17 protein-coding genes are annotated in these 18,357 nt (G+C 71.8%); 7 read left to right on the top strand and 10 right to left on the bottom strand.

Annotated elements, in window-relative coordinates; genetic code table 11:
• Positions 1 to 33: 33 nt before the first annotated feature.
• From ACZ6NC_RS08170 to ACZ6NC_RS08155, 4 genes are all read left to right on the top strand, one after another.
• Positions 34 to 1,296 carry a MurT ligase domain-containing protein gene (locus ACZ6NC_RS08170; RefSeq protein ID WP_465730176.1) on the top strand — a complete coding sequence of 421 codons (1,263 nt, stop codon included), beginning with the start codon at positions 34 to 36 and terminating at the stop codon, positions 1,294 to 1,296.
• A gap of 88 nt (positions 1,297 to 1,384) precedes the next feature.
• The gene (locus ACZ6NC_RS08165) at positions 1,385 to 2,113 is read left to right on the top strand and encodes a type 1 glutamine amidotransferase (protein WP_465730174.1); all 729 of its coding nucleotides are present in this window, start codon (positions 1,385 to 1,387) and stop codon (positions 2,111 to 2,113) included.
• A gap of 364 nt (positions 2,114 to 2,477) precedes the next feature.
• A complete protein-coding gene (locus ACZ6NC_RS08160; protein WP_465730172.1) occupies positions 2,478 to 3,503 on the top strand; it encodes a 6-phosphofructokinase in 1,026 nt (341 codons plus the stop codon).
• 194 nt (positions 3,504 to 3,697) lie between these two features.
• Positions 3,698 to 4,699 carry a 2-hydroxyacid dehydrogenase gene (locus ACZ6NC_RS08155; protein ID WP_465730170.1) on the top strand — a complete coding sequence of 334 codons (1,002 nt, stop codon included), beginning with the start codon at positions 3,698 to 3,700 and terminating at the stop codon, positions 4,697 to 4,699.
• 457 nt (positions 4,700 to 5,156) lie between these two features.
• On the opposite strand, the gene ACZ6NC_RS08150 is transcribed toward ACZ6NC_RS08155, so the two are convergent.
• From ACZ6NC_RS08150 to ACZ6NC_RS08105, 10 genes are all read right to left on the bottom strand, one after another.
• Positions 5,157 to 5,852, bottom strand: coding sequence for a FadR/GntR family transcriptional regulator (locus ACZ6NC_RS08150; protein WP_465730168.1), 696 nt, complete (start codon positions 5,850 to 5,852; stop codon positions 5,157 to 5,159).
• A 146-nt stretch (positions 5,853 to 5,998) separates the two neighbouring features.
• Positions 5,999 to 6,898, bottom strand: a complete 900-nt coding sequence (locus ACZ6NC_RS08145; protein ID WP_465730166.1) for an amidohydrolase family protein — start codon at positions 6,896 to 6,898, stop codon at positions 5,999 to 6,001.
• Positions 6,895 to 7,206 (bottom strand): L-rhamnose mutarotase, encoded by a 312-nt coding sequence (locus tag ACZ6NC_RS08140; RefSeq protein ID WP_465730164.1) that lies wholly within the window; start codon positions 7,204 to 7,206, stop codon positions 6,895 to 6,897. The genes ACZ6NC_RS08145 and ACZ6NC_RS08140 overlap by 4 nt, the downstream gene beginning before the upstream one ends.
• Positions 7,203 to 7,856, bottom strand: coding sequence for a LutC/YkgG family protein (locus ACZ6NC_RS08135; protein WP_465730163.1), 654 nt, complete (start codon positions 7,854 to 7,856; stop codon positions 7,203 to 7,205). Before ACZ6NC_RS08135 ends, ACZ6NC_RS08140 begins: the two co-directional genes overlap by 4 nt.
• A complete protein-coding gene (locus tag ACZ6NC_RS08130; RefSeq protein WP_465730161.1) occupies positions 7,853 to 9,319 on the bottom strand; it encodes a LutB/LldF family L-lactate oxidation iron-sulfur protein in 1,467 nt (488 codons plus the stop codon). The genes ACZ6NC_RS08135 and ACZ6NC_RS08130 overlap by 4 nt, the downstream gene beginning before the upstream one ends.
• The gene (locus ACZ6NC_RS08125; RefSeq protein WP_465730159.1) at positions 9,316 to 10,056 is read right to left on the bottom strand and encodes a (Fe-S)-binding protein; all 741 of its coding nucleotides are present in this window, start codon (positions 10,054 to 10,056) and stop codon (positions 9,316 to 9,318) included. The genes ACZ6NC_RS08130 and ACZ6NC_RS08125 overlap by 4 nt, the downstream gene beginning before the upstream one ends.
• The gene (locus tag ACZ6NC_RS08120; protein ID WP_465730236.1) at positions 10,056 to 11,045 is read right to left on the bottom strand and encodes an aldo/keto reductase; all 990 of its coding nucleotides are present in this window, start codon (positions 11,043 to 11,045) and stop codon (positions 10,056 to 10,058) included. Before ACZ6NC_RS08120 ends, ACZ6NC_RS08125 begins: the two co-directional genes overlap by 1 nt.
• Positions 11,046 to 11,047: 2 nt before the next feature.
• Positions 11,048 to 11,809, bottom strand: coding sequence for an SDR family NAD(P)-dependent oxidoreductase (locus tag ACZ6NC_RS08115; RefSeq protein WP_465730157.1), 762 nt, complete (start codon positions 11,807 to 11,809; stop codon positions 11,048 to 11,050).
• Positions 11,806 to 13,146 (bottom strand): L-fuconate dehydratase, encoded by a 1,341-nt coding sequence (locus ACZ6NC_RS08110; protein WP_465730155.1) that lies wholly within the window; start codon positions 13,144 to 13,146, stop codon positions 11,806 to 11,808. The genes ACZ6NC_RS08115 and ACZ6NC_RS08110 overlap by 4 nt, the downstream gene beginning before the upstream one ends.
• An 11-nt stretch (positions 13,147 to 13,157) precedes the next feature.
• Positions 13,158 to 14,009, bottom strand: a complete 852-nt coding sequence (locus tag ACZ6NC_RS08105; protein ID WP_465730153.1) for a fumarylacetoacetate hydrolase family protein — start codon at positions 14,007 to 14,009, stop codon at positions 13,158 to 13,160.
• Between the two features lie 504 nt (positions 14,010 to 14,513).
• Here ACZ6NC_RS08105 and ACZ6NC_RS08100 point away from each other — a divergent pair.
• The 3 genes from ACZ6NC_RS08100 (at position 14,514) to ACZ6NC_RS08090 (ending at position 18,231) form a co-directional block, all read left to right on the top strand.
• A complete protein-coding gene (locus ACZ6NC_RS08100; protein ID WP_465730151.1) occupies positions 14,514 to 15,560 on the top strand; it encodes a sugar ABC transporter substrate-binding protein in 1,047 nt (348 codons plus the stop codon).
• Between the two features lie 84 nt (positions 15,561 to 15,644).
• Positions 15,645 to 17,216 (top strand): sugar ABC transporter ATP-binding protein, encoded by a 1,572-nt coding sequence (locus ACZ6NC_RS08095; RefSeq protein WP_465730149.1) that lies wholly within the window; start codon positions 15,645 to 15,647, stop codon positions 17,214 to 17,216.
• Positions 17,200 to 18,231, top strand: a complete 1,032-nt coding sequence (locus ACZ6NC_RS08090; RefSeq protein WP_396323088.1) for an ABC transporter permease — start codon at positions 17,200 to 17,202, stop codon at positions 18,229 to 18,231. Before ACZ6NC_RS08095 ends, ACZ6NC_RS08090 begins: the two co-directional genes overlap by 17 nt.
• Positions 18,232 to 18,357 lie beyond the last annotated feature (126 nt).

The following is an 18,357-nucleotide window of genomic DNA, read 5'->3' as shown; positions in this document are numbered from 1 at the left end:
GGGCGGTGCCGCAGCAAGGAGGAACCACTGAGCATGGCAGGCACCGAATCGGAGCCCACAGGCGCACGCGACGCCTCGCTGCCCGCCCGCGCCAAGATCGCGGTCACGGCCGGCAAGGTGGCCGCCGCCCTGTCCCAGAAGGCGGGCCGAGGCAGCGGCTCGGTGATCGGCGGCAAGATCGCCCTCAAGCTCGACCCCGATCTGCTCGCCACTCTCGCCGACCACCTGGACGTGGTGCTGGTCAGCGCCACCAACGGCAAGACCACGACCACCCGGCTGATCGCCGAGGCGCTGCGCGCCGCCGGCCCGGTGGTCTCCAACGCCCTGGGCGCCAACATGCCGGCCGGCATCACCTCCGCCCTGGCCGGCGGCTCGGAGGCCCGCTTCGGCGTCATCGAGGTGGACGAGAAGTACCTGGCCGGGGTCGCCCGCGACACCCACCCGAAGGCGATCGCCCTGCTCAACCTCTCCCGCGACCAGCTCGACCGCGCCGCCGAGACCCGGATGATGGCCGAGAAGTGGCGCGAGGGCCTCCAGGACACCGAGGCCGTGGTCATCGCCAACGCCGACGACCCGCTGGTGACCTGGGCCGCCTCCTCCTGCAAGAAGGTGGTCTGGGTGGCCGCCGGGCAGGCCTGGAAGGAAGACGCCTGGTCCTGCCCCGCCTGCGGCGGCGTGATGCAGCGCCCCGGCGACGACTGGTTCTGCCAGGAGTGCGGCTTCCGCCGCCCCAACCCGCACTGGGCGCTCCAGGGCACCCACGTGATCGACCCGCAGCGCGGCGCCTGGCCCATCCGGCTCCAGCTGCCCGGCCGGGCCAACCTGGCCAACGCCACCAGCTCCGCCGCCGTGGCCGCCGTCTTCGGCGTCTCCCCGCAGGTCGCGCTGGAGCGGATGCAGTCGGTGACGGCCGTGGCCGGCCGCTACGACGTCGTCCAGTACCAGGGCCGCGACATAAGGCTGCTGCTGGCCAAGAACCCGGCCGGCTGGCTGGAGACCTTCTCGCTGATCGACGGCCCGCCCGCGCCGGTCATCCTCTCCGTCAACGCGCTCGACGCCGACGGCACCGACACCTCCTGGCTCTGGGACGTCGACTACGAGCGCCTCGCCGGCCACCCCGTCTTCGTGATGGGCCAGCGCAAGCTGGACCTGGCCGTCCGCCTGGAGGTCGCCGGGCTGCAGTTCCACGTGGTGGACTCGCTGGAGCAGGCCGTCCGGATGGCGCCGCCCGGCCGGATCGAGGCGATCGCCAACTACACCGCCTTCCAGCAGCTGCGGAAGGTCGTGGCCGGCTGATGCCGGCCGGGGGCCCGGCAGTACGACAGGATCGGCCGGCCAGGCCCCAGCAGCCCCATCGAGTTTGCGTGACGGAAGGCCTTCGAGGATGAGTGAGAGCAGCCTGCGCGTGGTCTGGGTCTACCCGGACCTGCTCAGCACCTACGGCGACCGGGGCAACGCCCTGGTCGTGGAGCGCCGGGCCCGCCAGCGCCATCTCAACGTGACCCGGATCGACGTCCGGTCCGACCAGGCGGTGCCCACCAGCGGGGACATCTACCTGATCGGCGGCGGCGAGGACCGGCCGCAGCGGCTGGCCGCCGAGCGGCTGCGCAACGACAGCGGCCTGGTCCGGGCCGCCGAGAACGGCGCGATCATCTTCGCCGTCTGCGCCGGCTACCAGATCCTCGGCCACGAGTTCGTCAACGACCTCGGCGAGCGCGAGCCGGGCCTCGGCCTGCTCGACGTCTGGACCACCCGCGGCGAGGGCGCCCGCTGCGTCGGCGACGTGCTGGCCGATGTCGACCCGCGCCTCGGCCTGCCGCAGCTGACCGGCTTCGAGAACCACCAGGGCGTCACCCACCTCGGCCAGGGCGTCCAGCCCCTGGCCAACGTCACCGCCGGCCGGGGCAACGGCACCGGGGACGGCACCGAGGGCGCCTGGCGGGACACCGTCTTCGGCACCTACCTGCACGGGCCCGTGATGGCCCGCAACCCCGCCGTGGCGGACATGCTGATCAAGCTGGCGCTGGACGTCAACGCCCTGCCGCCGGCCGACACCACCTGGTACGACGCGCTGCGCGCCGAGCGCATCGCGGCCACTTCGCGCCCCGCGTAACGCACGCTGTCGTGCGCCGGTCCGCTCCGACCGGGTGCCCGCGATGCGGTCACCCGGTCCACGGACGGGCCCGGACGTACGACAATGGGGTTGCCGGCTGCACACCCTCCTCGGCAGCAGGCTGCACTTCCGCGCGGGGGCGCCGACGGCGCCGCTCCCGCGTCGGCTCCTGCCCGGCCGGACGCAGGAGCCGTATGCTCGACACTCACGGCCGGTTTCGGATGTTCTGTCCGGATCGGCCGGTCCTTCACCCCACGGTCATCTCCCCGCCATCACGGCGTGGAACGGGGCCGCTACGGTGACGGTTCGTCGTCCCAGCCTGTAGTCCGGCCGTTCCTCGGTTCTGCACGGGAGTTGCAAAGCAATGCGTATTGGAGTGCTGACCAGCGGCGGTGACTGCCCCGGCCTGAACGCGGTGATCCGTTCCGTGGTCCACCGGGGGGTGGTCGACCACGGCGACGAGATCATCGGGTTCGAGGACGGCTGGCGCGGTTTCCTGGAGGGCGTCCACCGCCCCCTGACCCTGGATTCGGTGAGCGGCATCCTCGCCCAGGGCGGCACCATCCTCGGCTCCTCACGGGTGCAGCCGAGCCACCTGCGGGACGGCGTCGAGCGCGCCAAGCGGTACTGCGCGGACCTCGGTCTGGACGCCGTCATCCCGATCGGCGGCGAGGGCACCCTCAAGGCCGCCAAGCTGATGAGCGACGCGGGTCTGCCGATCGTCGGCGTGCCGAAGACCATCGACAACGACATCGCCTCCACCGACGTCACCTTCGGCTTCGACACCGCCGTCTCGGTCGCCACCGAGGCCCTGGACCGGCTGAAGACGACCGCCGAGTCGCACCAGCGCGTCATGGTCGTCGAGGTCATGGGCCGCCACACCGGCTGGATCGCGCTGAACGCGGGCATGGCCGCCGGCGCCCACGCGATCGTCGTCCCGGAGCGCCCGTTCCACATCGACAAGCTCACCGCCGTCGTCCGCGAACGCTTCGACCGGCAGAAGAAGTTCGCGATCGTGGTCTGCGCCGAGGGCGCCAAGCCCGAGCCCGGCACCATGCACTGGGAAGAGGGCAGCAAGGACATCTACGGTCACGAGCGGTTCACCGGCATCGCCACCCAGCTCTCCCGCGAGCTGGAGCACCGGCTCGGCAAGGAGGCCCGCCCGGTGATCCTCGGCCACACCCAGCGCGGCGGCACCCCGACCGCGTACGACCGGGTGCTGGCCACCCGGTTCGGCTGGCACGCCGTGGAGGCCGTCCACAAGGGCGCCTTCGGCCACATCACCGCGCTGCAGGGCACCAACATCAACCTGGTGCCGCTGAGCGAGGCCGTCGCCGAGCTGAAGACCGTGCCGCAGGAGCGCTACCTGGAGGCGGAGACGGTCCTCTGACCCTCCCCCGCCCTCTGCCACCGGCCCCCGAGCACCCGCTCGGGGGCCGGTGTCGTTCCCGCACGACGCCCTCGCGCACGGGCTAGCGTGACCGGTGGAGCGGGACCGGCGGGGCGCGACCGGTGGAACAGACCACCGCCGGACCACCGCCGGACCGCTGCGACCACCGTCGGACCACAGGGAGGAAGCAGCCGATGGAGATCCTCGCGTACGGCGTACAGGCCGACGAACGGCCGCTGCTGGAGCAGGCGTTCGCGGGCCGGCACGAGCTGCGCTGCCTGAGCGTCTTCCTCAACCGCGACACCGCCCCGCTGGCCGCCGGCTACCCGGCCGTCAGCAGCAGCGTCAACGACGTCCTCGACGCCGGCACCCTCACCCTCCTCGCGGCCGGCGGCACCAGACTGATCGCCCAGCGCTCCACCGGCTTCAACAACATCGACCTGGACGCCGCCGCCGAGCTCGGCCTCACCGTCGCGCGGGTCTCCCACTACAGCCCGTTCGCCGTCGCCGAACACGCCTGGGCGCTGGCCCTGGCCGTCAACCGCCGCCTCACCCGGGCCGCGAACCGCTCGCGCGAGTTCGACTTCCGCCTCGACGGGCTGCTCGGCCGCGACATCCACGGCATGACCGTCGGCGTCATCGGCACCGGCAAGATCGGCGAGTGCTTCGCCCGGATCGCCCACGGCTTCGGCACCGAGCTCCTCGGCTGGGACATCGCCCCCAACCCCGTCTGCGTCGACCTAGGCATGGCCTACACCGAACTGCCCGAGCTCCTCTCCCGCTCCGACCTGATCAGCCTGCACGTCCCCCTGCTGCCCGCCACCCACCACCTCATCGACGCCGCCGCACTGGCCCGCATGAAGGACGACGCGATCCTCGTCAACTCCAGCCGCGGCGGCCTCGTCGACACCGCCGCCCTGGTCGAGACCCTGCGCGCCGGCCGGCTCTCCGGCGTCGGCCTGGACGTCTACGAGGAGGAGACCGGCGTCTTCTTCTACGACCGCTCGGTCGAGGGCATCAGCGACGACACCCTCGCCCGCCTGATGACCTTCCCCCAAGTCCTGGTCACCTCCCACCAGGCCTACTTCACCCGCACCGCCGTCGGCCAGATCATCGGCGCCACCGCCCGCAACATCGCGGACTTCGGAGCCGGCCGCACCAACGAGAACACCCTCGTCCCGACGACGGACGCCTGAGCCGGGTGGGGGCGCCGACCGGCGCCAGCGGCCCGCGTTCTCCGCGGCTCCCCGCCCAGGGACAGACGTGCACCTGCTGTGCCACCTGGCGCAGGAGCTCGCTTCCGGGACAACACCCGCAGTTGCTGCGCACGCACGGCTGCCTCACACTCATGGCAGCGCCGGTCAGCCAAGTCGGAGGGACGGGACGGCTCGCCCGCCCTCGCGGGATGGTAGTGCGCGCACGCACCATGAAATCGGCACCCAGCCGGCAGAAGGTTCGTTGCTTGTGGATCTTCAGGCACGTCCAGGTCGGCTCTCGCCGCGTGAACTGCGAGTATCAAGGGCCTGGTCGGACTCGAGCGCGAAGCGGATCACCACCGATGCCACGGGTCGGGACTTCGCCAGAGTGCCGAGCGGCTTCGTCCACAGCCCCCGCCTGTGCGGAGGTCGCGTCCCGTGAAGCACCTGCCCCGGGTCAGCCGAGCGAGGATCCGGCTGCGCCGAGGGTGTCCCGCAGCCACTGCTCGACGCCTGCCACGTGCACCGTCGCCCAGGCGTGCGCGAGGTCGGGGCGGCGGTGGGCGATGGCGTCGAGGATGGCGTGGTGCTGCTGGCGGGTACGGTCGACCGCGCCTTCCTCGGTCAGCCCGCGCCAGATCCTCGCCCGGGCGGTCGGGCCGGACAGGCCGTCCACGAGCGAGCACAGGACGGTGTTGCCCGACCCGGCCGCGATCCTGCGGTGGAACTCGAGGTCGTTGTCGATCAGCTCTTGCAGGGTGGCGTCGTCGCTCAGGCTCTCCAGGACCTCCCCGAGCGCGGCGATGTCCTCGTCCGGCATCACCCGGGCGGCCATGGCTGCGGCGGCGGGCTCCAGAATGCGACGGACCTCCAGGAACTCCAGCACCGAGTCGTCCTGGTGGAAGTCGACGACGAAGCCCAGCGCGTCCAGCAGCAGGTTGGGCTCAAGACTCGTCACGTACGTGCCGTCGCCCTGGCGTACGTCGAGCACCCGGATGAGTGAGAGGGCCTTCACCGCCTCACGCAGGGAGTTGCGCGACAGACCGAGCCGCTCGGCCAGGTCGGCCTCCTTGGGGAGTCGCGAACCGGGGCGCAGCTCACCACTGACGATCATGGCTTTGATCTTCTCGATCGCCGAGTCGGTGACTGGCACGCCGTTGCCTCCCTGGTCCTGATCGTTGCAGCATAGCTTCCATGGCACCCGCCCGGAGATGTCCTTGACCGCGATAGGTCAAGGCCATCAGGCAAGATCCACCAGGGGCCGTCCGCCCCGGGCGGGCCGCACTCCGCCCGGGGCGTCTACGGTTCGCCCGGGGCGGCTACGGTCCCGGCGGGCCGACGCGGGGCGCCGAGCCCGTACACGCGGACGGCGTTGTGCCGGAACACCGCGTCCTTCTCCCCCGCGCTGAGCCCGTCCACGAGGTGCCGGGTGATCCGGGTGACCTCGGTGTAGCCGGCCTCCAGGGTGCAGACCGGCCAGTCGGAGCCGAAGAGGAGCCGTTGCGGGCCGAAGGCCTCCAGGGCGGTGTCGGCGTACGGCGTGAGGTCCTCCGTCCGCCACCGGCCGGGGGCGGCTTCCGTCACCAGGCCGGAGAGCTTTCCCACGGTGTTGGGCAGCGCGGCCAGGCGGCGCAGGTCCGCTGCCCAGGGGTCGAGCGTGCCGTCGGCGATCAGGGGCTTGCCGAGGTGGTCGAGGACGAACGTCAGGCCGGTGAGCCGGGCGGCCGCGAGGGCGGCGGCGGGCAGCTGGTGCGGCTTGACGACGAGGTCGTAGGCGAGGCCGGCCTCGGCGACGGCGAGCAGGCCGCGCTGGACGTCGGAGCGCAGCAGCCACTCGGGGTCAGGTTCCTCCTGGACCTGGTGCCTGATGCCCACCAGTCGTTCCCCGCCGGGGAGTTCGCGCAGGGCGGCGATCGCGTCGGCAACGTCGGGGGCGGTGAGGTCGGTCCAGCCGACGACGCCGGCGATCAGGTCGCTGCCGTCGGCCAACGCCAGCAGTTCGGGGGTCTCCTCGGGGACGCAGACGGTCTGCACGACGACCGTGGCGGCCACTCCGGCCTCCGCGGCCTCGGGGGCGAGGTCGGCGGCGGTGAAGGAGCGGGCCAGCGGAGCGAGGGCCTCGCCGCTGATCCAGGGCTGCGGCCGCGTGTCGAGGTCCCAGACGTGGTGGTGCGCGTCGATGATCTGACGTCCGGTCACAGCTCCCACACCACCGGGAGGCCGGCCCCGGCACCGGCGTCGGAGTAGTCGTGGCTGATGTCGAGCAGTTCGCCCATCTTCTCCTGCCAGGCGACGTTGACCGGGAGGTGCTCCAGTTCGGCGAGGAGCCGGGCGTAGTCCTCGCACTCCAGCAGGTGGAACAGGTCGCAACCGCTGCGCCAGATCCTCCACGAGGTGACGCCGGCGGCCCGGATGGCTGCGACGAGGTCGGCGGGCACGTCCCGGTGGGCGGCCTCGTACTCGGCGATCCGGTCCGGGCGGAGGCGGGTGTGCAGGGCGACACTCATGGCTGCTCCGGGTGGGTGGGGTGGTCGACGATGATGACGTGCAGGGTGCGGGGGCCGTGCACGCCCTCGACGCGGTCGAGTTCGATGTCGCTGGTGGCGGAGGGTCCCGAGATGAAGGTCAGCGGCAGCGCGGGGTCGAGGCGGGCGAGGGCGTCGGGGACGTCGGCGGCGATCTGTCCGGCGCGGATGACGCACAGATGGTAGTCGGGGACGAGGGTGAGGGTGCGGCGGCCCTGGCCCGGGCCGGTGTCGAGGACGACGGTCCCGGTGACGGCGATGCCGGCGGCGGCGAGGGTGCAGGCGCCGTCCAAGGCGTTCAGGGCCTGGACGTCCAGCGGTTCCCGGTGCCACTGCCAGTCGCCGGGCGGTAGCAGCTCGACGGGAAAGCCGCCGGGCAGTGCCAGGTTCTTTGCCCCGCACGCGGTGAGCGCGGCGGCGATGGCGGCCGGCAGGCCCGCCTGGTCGGTACGCGTGACGTTCGCGCGGTAGTCGGCGACCCGCTCGGCGAACAGGGCGACGGTGTCCTCGCCCGGCTCGGTGTGGCTGCGGCGGTAGGCGCGCGGTACGGGGACGTCGTCGGGCCGTTCGTCGGCGGGGACGTCGGCGAGCGCCGCCCGGATGCGGCCGAGGACTGCCTCACGGCTGCTCATCGTTCGCCTTCCCTGTTCTTGCGCCACCAGGTGCGGAAGGATTCTGCCGGAGGTGCGGGGGTGTCGCGGGTGTCCGACCAGCCGTGCAACGGGCCTGGCAGCCAGCCGATCCGCCCGTCCCTGGCAAGGACCCTGCCGCCGATGGCGGCGGCCTTCTGGGCCGCGGAGAGCAGGCGCGGGGAGTCGAGGACGGTGGAGGCGGCCTTCATGGCCAGTGCCTCCGCCCGCTTCGGCTTGCTCTCGACGGCCTTGGCGCGCAGGTGGGCCAGCACCTCGGGGATGTTGATCTTCACTGGGCAGGCGTCGTAGCAGGCCCCGCAGAGCGTGGACGCGAACGGCAGTGTGGCGGCCTGCTCCACCCCGACCAGCTGCGGGGTGAGGACGGCACCGATCGGTCCGGGGTACACCGAGCCGTAGGCGTGGCCGCCGGTTCGCTCGAAGACGGGGCAGACGTTGAGGCAGGCCGAGCAGCGGATGCAGCCGAGTACCTGCCGTCCGACCTCGTCGGCGAGGGTGTCGGTGCGGCCGTTGTCGAGCAGTACCAGGTGGAACTCCTGCGGTCCGTCGCCGTCGGCCACTCCGGTCGGACCCAGCCCGGTCCAGGTGGAGGTGTAGGGGTTCATCCGCTCGCCGGTGGAGGAGCGGGGCAGCAGTTGGAGGAAGACCTCCAGGTCCGACCAGGTGGGGACGGTCTTCTCGATGCCCATGACGGTGATGAGGGTTTCGGGCAGGGTGAGGCACATCCGGCCGTTGCCCTCGGACTCCACGACGACGACCGTGCCGGTGTCGGCGACGGCGAAGTTGGCGCCCGAGACGGCCACCTTGGCGGTGAGGAACTTCTCCCTCAGGTGCAGTCGGGCCGCCTCCGCCAGCGCCTTGGGGTCGTCGGCGAGGCCGTCCGGTGCGGGTCGACCCCAGTTGCCCATCTCGGCGGCGAAGAGGTCACGGATCTCGGTCCGGTTGCGGTGGATCGCGGGGACGAGGATGTGGGAGGGGCGGTCGTCGCCGAGTTGGACGATGAGTTCGGCGAGGTCGGTCTCGTAGGCGGTGATGCCGGATTCGGCGAGGGCTTCGTTGAGGCCGATCTCCTGGGTCGCCATGGACTTGATCTTCACGACCTCGCGTTCGCCGGTGGCCTTCACGAGTTCGGTGACGATGCGGTTGGCCTCGGCGGCGTCCGAGGCCCAGTGCACGGTGCCGCCCGCGGCGGTGACGGCGGCCTCCAACTGGACGAGGTAGTGGTCGAGGTGGCGTGAGGTGCGGTTCTTGATCGCGGCGGCGGCGTCGCGCAGTTGTTCCCAGTCGTCCAGTTCGGAGGCGACCGCGAGCCGCTTGTCGCGGATGGTGGTGGTGGCGCGTTTCAGGTTGGCGCGCAGCTGGGTGTTGCCGAGCGCCTCGCGGGCGGCGTCGGGGAAGGACGGGGCGCCGAGCCAGACGACGCCACGGCTGCCGGGGTTGCTCATCGTGCGGTTCCTTCGGTGGCGGCGAGGATCTCGGCCAGGTGCATGGTCCGCACGGCCGAGCCGTGGCGGGACAGTCCGCCGCCGATGTGCATCAGGCAGGAGTTGTCGGCGGCGCACAGGACCTCGGCTCCGCTGTCCAGGACGGCGGCGTTCTTGTCGGCGAGCATCGCGGCGGAGGTGTCGGCGTTCTTGACGGCGAAGGTGCCGCCGAAGCCGCAGCAGGAGTCGGCCGCGGGGAGGTCGACCAAGTCGATGTCCCGGACGGCGCGCAGCAGGCGGTCCGGGCGGTCGCCGAGGCGCAGGCCGCGCAGGGAGTGGCAGGTGGGGTGGTAGGCGACGCGGTGCGGGAAGCGGGCACCGACGTCCGTGACGCCGAGGACGTCGGTCAGGAACTCGGTGAACTCGTGAACACGGGGCACCAGTTCGGTGACCTGCCGCTGGAGGTCAGGATGTCCGTACTCCCGGGCGAGCAGGGGGTGGTTGTCGCGGACCATCCCGGCGCAGGAGGCGGACGGGGTGACCACGGCGTCGTAGTCGGCGAAGGTCCTGGCGAAGCGGGTCACCAGCGGGAGGGCGTCGGGGCGGTAGCCGGTGTTGAAGTGCATCTGGCCGCAGCAGGTCTGTTCCCGGGGGAACTCGACGCGGTGGCCGAGCCGCTCCAGAACCGTCACCACCGCGCGGCCGGTGTCGGGAAACATCGTGTCGTTGAAGCAGGTGATGAACAGGGCGATGCGCATCAGCTCACCTCCTCGGGGGTCGGGACGTCCGCGGGCAGCAGACCGCGTTCCTTGAACTCTGCCCAGAGCGCCGCCGGAACGGGGTGCTGGAGCATGGCGGCGGCGTCCCGGACCTCGCCGGCGCTGCGGGTGCCGACCAGCACGCTCGCCACCGCCGGGTGCCCGAACGGGAACCGCAGGGCGGCGGCGCGCAGCGGTACGCCGTGCCGCTCGCAGACGGCCTTGAGGTCGGTCGCCCTGGCGAGCAGGTCCGCCGGGGCCGCGGTGTAGTCGAAGGTGGCGCCGGGCCGCGGGTCGGCGAGCAGGCCGGAGTTGAAGACGCCGCCGATCACGACGCCGACGCCGCGCCGGTGGGCCAGTGGCAGCAGTTCCGCAAGGCCCCGTTGGTCGAGGAGGCTGTAGCGGCCGGCCAGCAGGACGACGTCGAGGTCGGTCTCGCGGATGAACCGGGCGGGCAGCTCGGCCTGGTTCATGCCGACGCCGATCGCTCCCAGGACGCCTTCGGCGCGCAGGCGTTCGAGTTCCGGGTAGGCCTCGGTGAGTGCCTGTTCGGCGTGGTCGTCGGGGTCGTGCAGGTAGGCGATGTCGATCCGGTCGAGGCCGAGCCGGTTCAGGCTGTCCTCGATGGAGTGGCGCACCCCCTGGGCGCTGAAGTCCCAGACGCGGTGGTGGGTGGCGGGCACGGCGAAGCCGTTGGCCAGGTCGTCGCCGCCGGAGGGGGCCGGCTCCAGCAGGCGTCCGACCTTCGTGGAGATCGTGTACTGCTCCCGGGGGAACGCCCGCAGGGCCTCGCCGAGTCGCCGCTCGGACAGGCCCAGGCCGTAGTGCGGGGCGGTGTCGAAGTACCGTACGCCGGACTCCCAGGCGGCGGTGACGGCCTGTTCGGCCTGCTCGTCGGTGACCGGGGTGAACAGGTTGCCGATGCCGGCGGCGCCGAAGGCGAGTTCGGTGACCCGGGCCGTGCTGCGGCCGAGCGGGTTGCGGCGCAGCTTCACGGGCGTGGCTCCGGTCGCAGGCGCAGGCCGGCCATACCGCCGTCGACCGCGAGAGCGGTGCCGGTGACACTCGCGGCGGCCGGGGAGGCGAGGTAGGCGATGGCGGCGGCGACCTCCTCGGCGGTGACCAGCCGGCCGGTGGGCTGGCGGGCGTTCAGTGCGGCGCGCTCGGCGGCCGGGTCGTCGGCGGCGTCGAGCAGCCGTGCGACCCACGGGGTGTCGACGGTGCCCGGGTTGACGCAGTTGACCCGGATGCCCTCGCGGACGTGGTCGGCGGCCATGGCCAGGGTGAGCGAGAGGACGGCGCCCTTGCTCGCCGAGTACAGCGCGCGCTGCGGCAGTCCGGCGGTGGCGGCGATCGAGCAGGTGTTGACCACCGAGGCGGAGGCGGAGCGGCGCAGGTACGGCAGGGCGGCGCGGGTGGTGCGGACGATGCCGAGCACGTTGACGTCCAGGACGCGGTGCCACTGCTCGTCCGGGTTGTCCTCCACGGTTCCGGCGGCGCCGATGCCGGCGTTGTTGACCAGGATGTCGATCCCGCCGAGTGCCACGGCCGCCGCCTGGACGGCCGCGCGTACGGAGTGGTCGTCGGCGACGTCGGCGGTGAAGCCGCGCAGCGGGGTGCGGACACCGCTCGGGTCGAGGTCGAGGACGGCGACGTCCGCACCGCGTTCGCCGAGCAGTCGGGCGGCGGCCAGGCCGATGCCGGAGGCGCCGCCGGTGACCAGGGCGGTGAGCCCGTCGAGGTCTGTCCTCATGAAAGCTCCTCCTTGTCTCCGCCGGCCAGGTCGGCTGCCCAGAAGGCGCCGTCGGGGTAGCGGTAGGTGTCGATGGCGGCCTGGTCCATCTCGGCGGAGAACCCGGGCGCGGTGGGTGCCCGGTAGTGGCCGTTGTCGATGACCACCGGGTCGAGGAAGTGCTGGTGCAGGTGGTCGACGAACTCGATCACCCGGTCCTCGGTGGTGCCGGCGAGCGCGACGTAGTCGAACATCGACAGGTGCTGGACGAGTTCGCACAGGCCCACGCCGCCGGCGTGCGGGCAGACCGGGACATCGAACCTGGCGGCTAGCAGCAGGATGGCGAGGTTCTCGTTGACGCCGGCCACCCGGGCCGAGTCCAGCTGGAGGACGTCGATGGCGCCGGCCTGGAGCAGCTGCTTGAAGACGATCCGGTTCTGCACGTGCTCGCCGGTGGCGACCTTGATCGGGTGGACACCGCGCCGGATGGCGGCGTGGCCGAGGACGTCGTCGGGACTGGTGGGCTCCTCGATCCAGTAGGGGTCGAACTCGGCGAGCGCAGTCGTCCACTCGATCGCCTCGGCGACGTTCCAGCGCTGGTTGGCGTCGATCGCCATCCGGATGCCCGGGCCGACGGCCTCGCGGGCGGCGCGGCAGCGGCGGATGTCGTCCTCCAGGTCGGCGCCGACCTTCAGCTTGATCTGGGTGAAGCCGTCGGCCACCGCCTGCTCGGCGAGGCGGGTGAGCTTCTCGTCGCTGTAGCCGAGCCAGCCGGGCGAGGTGGTGTAGGCGGGGTAGCCGACCTGCCGCAGGTGCCGGGAACGGTCGGCGGCGCCCTGTCTGCCCTTGCGCAGCAGTTCGAGGGCCTCGTCGGGCGTCAGCGCGTCGGCGATGTAGCGGAAGTCGACCTGGGACACCAGCCACTCGGGGTCGGCGTCGGCGAGCAGCTGCCACAGCGGCTTGCCCTCACGCTTGGCGGCGAGGTCCCAGACGGCGTTGAGGACGGCTCCGACGGCCATGTGCATCACGCCCTTCTCGGGGCCGAGCCAGCGCAGCTGGCTGTCGCCGATCAGGTCGCGGGAGAGGGAGCCGGGGTCGGCGCACAGCTCGGCGACGGACCGTCCGACGACGTGCGGGCGCAGCGCGTCGATGGCGGCGACCTGGACGTCGTTGCCGCGGCCGATGGTGAAGGTGAACCCGTGGCCCTCGGGCTCGCCGTCGGAGGTGCGCAGGATGACGTAGGCGGCGGAGTAGTCGGGGTCGGGATTCATCGCGTCGGACCCGTCCAGCTCCCGCGAGGTGGGGAAGCGGATGTCGTAGGTGTCGACGGCGGTGATCCGCGGTGTGGTTGCGGACAACGTGGTGCCTTTCACGCGTTGGCGAAGGTCTGGCGCTGGGTGCCGAGGCCGTCGATGGTCAGCTCGACGGCGTCGCCGGCGCGCAGGTAGGGGGTGCCGGGCAGGCCCAGGGCCACGCCGGCCGGGGTGCCGGTGTTGATGACGTCTCCGGGGCGCAGCACCATGTACTGGCTGAGGTACCAGACCAGGTACGGGACGTCGAAGATCATGTTCTTGGTGTTGCCGTCCTGGCGGGTCTCGTCGTTGACGGCCAGATGAAGGCCGAGGGCCCGCACATCGCCGGCCTCGTCCGGGGTGACCAGCCAGGGGCCGAGCGGGTTGAAGGTCTCGCAGGACTTTCCGAGGTCCCACTGGGCGGAGTATTCGAGCTGGAACTCCCGCTCGGACACGTCGTTGCTGATCGCGTAACCCGCGACATGGGCGAGGGCCTGCTGGGGCGAGTCGAGATAGCGGGCCTCGCGGCCGATCACGACCGCGAGTTCGACCTCCCAGTCGGTCTTGGCCGAGCCGCGCGGGATCAGCACCCGGTCGTGGGGGCCGACCACGGTGGACGGGTCCTTCATGAAGACCACCGGCCGGGCGGGGACGGCAGCGCCGGTCTCCTCTGCGTGGTCGCGGTAGTTGAGGCCGATGCAGACCACCTTGCCCGGCCGCGCGACGGGGGCGCCGATCCGCAGGCCGGCCGGGTCGATCGGGGGGAGCTCTCCGGCGGCCAGGGCGGCGCGGACGCGGTCGATCCCGTCCGAGGCGAGGAACGCCCCGTCGATGTCACTGGTCAGGCCCGTGAGCGCGAAGGCCCGGCCGTCGTCGCCGAGAGCTGCCGGAACCTCTTCTCCCGCCGGTCCGATCCGCAGTAGCTTCATGCCCTGACTCCCGTCATAGGTCTGCGAGCCGGAGTCTTCACCGGCCAACACATCGGATGTATTCGTGACGCCCTGACCATACGAGCCCCCGTCACATCACCGCAAGAAGTCCTCCGATGTTTGCCGGTCAGCCCGGCTCGTACGCCCTCCAACCATCCGTCAAATATGCAGCTCAGAGCGGAACTGGCACTTCACCCGTGACACGGTGCGGAAACCTGGACGTTACGGTTGAGAATCATCCGAGGTTTCCTCTTGTCAGGCAGATGTCAGGCTCGTATGGTCCTCGTGACCCGCAAGCCATCCGATGACTGTGGGAAGCGCGAGCCGGCGCCGTCTGCACGGACCGCCGCGACCAGGAACCGGCCGCCCTCCTGGTGAGGGCTGGAAGGGGGCCGGCTCCCACACCCGCTTCGCCCCACCGGGACGGGCCTATCGGCCTCCCACCACACCGCCTCCCCACCCCCACAGGGGAGCCCGGACATCCCAGCCAAGGAGATCAGCACCATGAAGCCTCGCTCCTCCAGAATCGCGGCCACGGCCGCCGCCGTGGTCGTCCTGGCGGGGTTCGCCACGGCCTGCAACCGCGGCAGCGCGACGGACTCCGCCGCCGGCGGCAAGCCGGCGCTCGGCATCGACCTCCCGCGTGCGGACTCCGACTTCTGGAACTCCTACGCGCAGTACGTCAAGCAGGACGCCACCGCCCAGGGCCTCAACACCCTGCCGGTCAGCAACTCGCAGAACGACGTCACCAAGCTGGTCGCCAACGTCCAGGTCTTCCAGAACACCGGCGCCAAGGCCGTCGTCATGGCCCCGCAGGACACCGGCGCGATCGCCTCCACCCTCGACCAGCTGTCCGCCAAGAAGATCCCCGTGATCAGCGTCGACACCCGCCCCGACAAGGGCAACGTCTACATGGTGGTCCGCGCCGACAACAAGGCGTACGGCACCAAGGCCTGTGAGTTCCTCGGCCAGCAGCTCGGCGGCAAGGGCAAGGTCGCCGAACTCCAGGGCGCGCTGAGCTCCGTCAACGGCCGCGACCGCTCGGAGGCCTTCGCCGCCTGCATGAAGGAGAAGTTCCCCGACATCCAGGTGATCGAGCTGGCCACCGACTGGAAGGGCGACGTCGCCTCCGCCAAGCTCCAGTCCACTCTGGCCGCCAACCCGGACCTGGGCGGCGTCTACATGCAGGCCGGCGGCGTCTTCCTGCAGCCCACCCTCGCCCTGCTCCAGCAGAAGGGCCTGCTCAAGCCCACCGGCCAGCCCGGCCACATCGCCATCGTCTCCAACGACGGCATCCCGCAGGAGTTCGACGCGATCCGCAAGGGCGACATCGACGCGACCATCTCCCAGCCCGCCGACCTCTACGCCAAGTACGCCCTGTACTACGCACAGGCCGCCGCCGAGGGCAAGACCTTCCAGCCCGGCGCGACCGACCACCAGTCGACCATCATCCAGCTGCCCAACGGCCTGGAGGACCAGCTCCCCGCCCCCCTGGTCACCAAGGAGAACGTCGACGACAAGTCCCTCTGGGGCAACGGCGTCGGCAAGTAACCCCACTGACCCCTCGTCAGCGGCGGCACGGACTCCCCCTCCGAGGCCGCCGCTCACGGATCCTGCGGAAAGGACATCCCCGCCATGGCGGACCCCAGCCCCGTCCGGGGCCCCGTCGTCGAGGCCGACGGGATCAGCAAGCGCTTCGGCGCCACCGTCGCCCTCAGCGACGCCCGCATCTCGGTCGCGCCCGGCGAGTCGCACGCCCTGGTGGGCCGCAACGGCGCGGGCAAGTCCACGCTCGTGTCGATCCTCACCGGCCTGCAGAACCCGGACACGGGCACCCTTCGCTTCGACGGCGAGCAGGCCCCGGCCCCCGGTGACACCGACGCCTGGCGCTCCCGGGTCGCCTGCGTCTACCAGCGCTCCACCATCATCCCCGCGCTGACCGTCGCCGAGAACCTGTTCTTGAACAGACACAGCCTGGACAGGCCGGGCAAAGGCGTCCTGCGCCCGATCAGCTGGAAGCAGCTGCGCGGCCGCGCCACCGAGCTGCTCGCCGAGTACGGCGTGGACGTCGACCCGACCGCGCGCGCCGAGGAGCTGAGTGTCGAGCAGCGCCAGTTCGTCGAGATCGCGCGGGCGCTGTCCTTCGGGGCCCGCTTCATCATCCTGGACGAGCCCACCGCCAAGCTCGACGCGCGCGGCATCGAACGGCTCTTCGACAAGCTGCGCTCACTGCAGGAACAGGGCGTCGCCTTCCTGTTCATCTCCCATCACCTGCAGGAGGTCTACGACCTCTGCAGCACCGTCACGGTCTACCGCGACGCCCGGCACATCATCACCGCACCGGTCGCCGAACTCGACCAGCAGGCCCTGGTGGAGGCGATGACCGGCGAGAGCTCCCGGGGAAGCGAACCCGCCTGGTCGGTGACCGGCCGGACGCGCCCCGACGGTGCCCCGCTGCTGGACGTCTCGGGCCTGAGCCTGGCCGGTGCCTACCAGGACGTCTCCCTGACCGCGCGGGCCGGCGAGGTCGTGGGCCTGGCCGGAGCGGCCGCCAGCGGCAACGTCCGGCTCGGCGAGACCGTCGCCGGCCTGCACCGCCCGCAGGCCGGCACGATCAGCGTCGCGGGCCGACCGGTGCGCACCGGTCGGGTTCCCGCCGCTCTCGCGGCCGGCATCGGGTTCGTGCCCGAGGACCGGCACATCCAGGGCCTCATCCCGCAGCGCAGCGTCGCCGAGAACGCCACCCTGACCGTCACCGACCAGCTCGGGCCGTTCGGCACGGTACTGCCCTCCCGGACCCGGGCCTTCGCCGAGCGGATGATCGGCGACCTCGACATCAAGACGCCCGGCCCCTCGGCCCCGGTGTCCGCCCTGTCCGGCGGCAACCAGCAGAAGGTGGTCATCGCGCGGGCGCTGGCCACCGAGCCGCACGTCCTGGTGGCCATCCGGCCCACCAACGGCGTCGACGTCAAATCCAAGGAGTCCCTGCTCGGCACCGTCCGCGAGGTCGCCGACGCCGGGAGGAGCGCCCTGATCGTGTCCGACGAACTCGACGACCTGCGGGTCTGCGACCGCGTCGTGGCCATGTTCCACGGCCGCGTCGTCGCCGAGTTCGAGCACGGCTGGAGCGATGAACAGCTGGTCGCAGCCATGGAGGGCATGCCCGGCCCGACCGACACGAAGGAACGCAATGTCTCCCACCACTGAGGTCCGCGCGCACGCGGCCACCGCCCCCGCCGTACCGGCCGGCCGGCGCTTCGACCTCGCCCGCTACCGCGACCTGTCGCTCGTACCGGTCCTGCTCGTCCTGGGCGTCATCGGCTTCGCCGTCTCACCCGCCTTCCTCACCTCCGACAACCTCCTGGGCGTCGGCCAGCAGGCCACCGAACTGAGCCTGCTGGTCCTGGCCGAGGCGCTGATCCTGATCGTCGGCCGGATGGACCTGTCCCTGGAATCCACGATCGGCGTGGCCCCCGTCATCGCCGTCTGGCTGGTCCTCCCCGACCACGGCGCGCGCTTCAACGGCCTCGGGCTCTTCCCCTCCTGGACGGCCATCCCGCTGTGCCTGGCCGTCGGCGCGCTCATCGGGGCGATCAACGGGTTCCTCATCCTCAAGCTGCGCCTCAACGGCTTCATCGTCACCCTCGGCGCGCTCACCCTGCTCCGCGGCCTCCAGGTCGCGATCTCCCAGGGCCAGTCGATCGTCAACCTGCCCGGCTCCTTCACCTACCTCGGCAGCACCAGCTGGCTCGGCGTCCCGGCGGCCATCTGGATCTGCGCCCTGCTCTTCCTGGCCGGCGGCTGCGCCCTCGCCTGGCTGCGCCACGGCCGTGCCCTGTACGCGATCGGCGGCAACTCCGAGGCCGCCCGAGCCGCGGGCATCCGGGTCGACCGGATCACCTGGATCGTGCTGATCCTCGGTGGCCTGCTGGCCGCCTTCGCCGGCGTCCTCTACACCGGCCACTACGGCTCCATCTCCGCCGACCAGGGCAACGGCTGGATCTTCCAGGTCTTCGCCGCCACCGTCATCGGCGGCGTCAGCCTCAACGGCGGCCGCGGCACCCTCTTCGGCGCCCTGACCGGTGTGCTGACCCTCCAGCTCGTGGTCAACGTCATGACCCTCGCGGGCGTGCCGCCGCTGTGGAACCAGTTCCTCAACGGCGCGATCATCATCGTCGCGCTGATCATCTCCCGCTTCGCCTCGGGCGAGAAGCAGGAGTGAGAGGTCCCACGGCCTGAGAGCCGCCGAAGCGGGGGGGGGGGGGGGGGGGGGGGGGGGGGGGGGGGGGGGGGGGGGGGGGGGTGTCCCCTCCCCCCCCCCCCCCCCCCCCCCCCCCCCCCCCCCAAA

It is taken from the genome of Kitasatospora sp. NPDC041988 (assembly GCF_055588525.1).
Note: the sequence above shows the minus strand (reverse complement) of the source record. Positions and strands in the feature narration are given on the sequence as shown.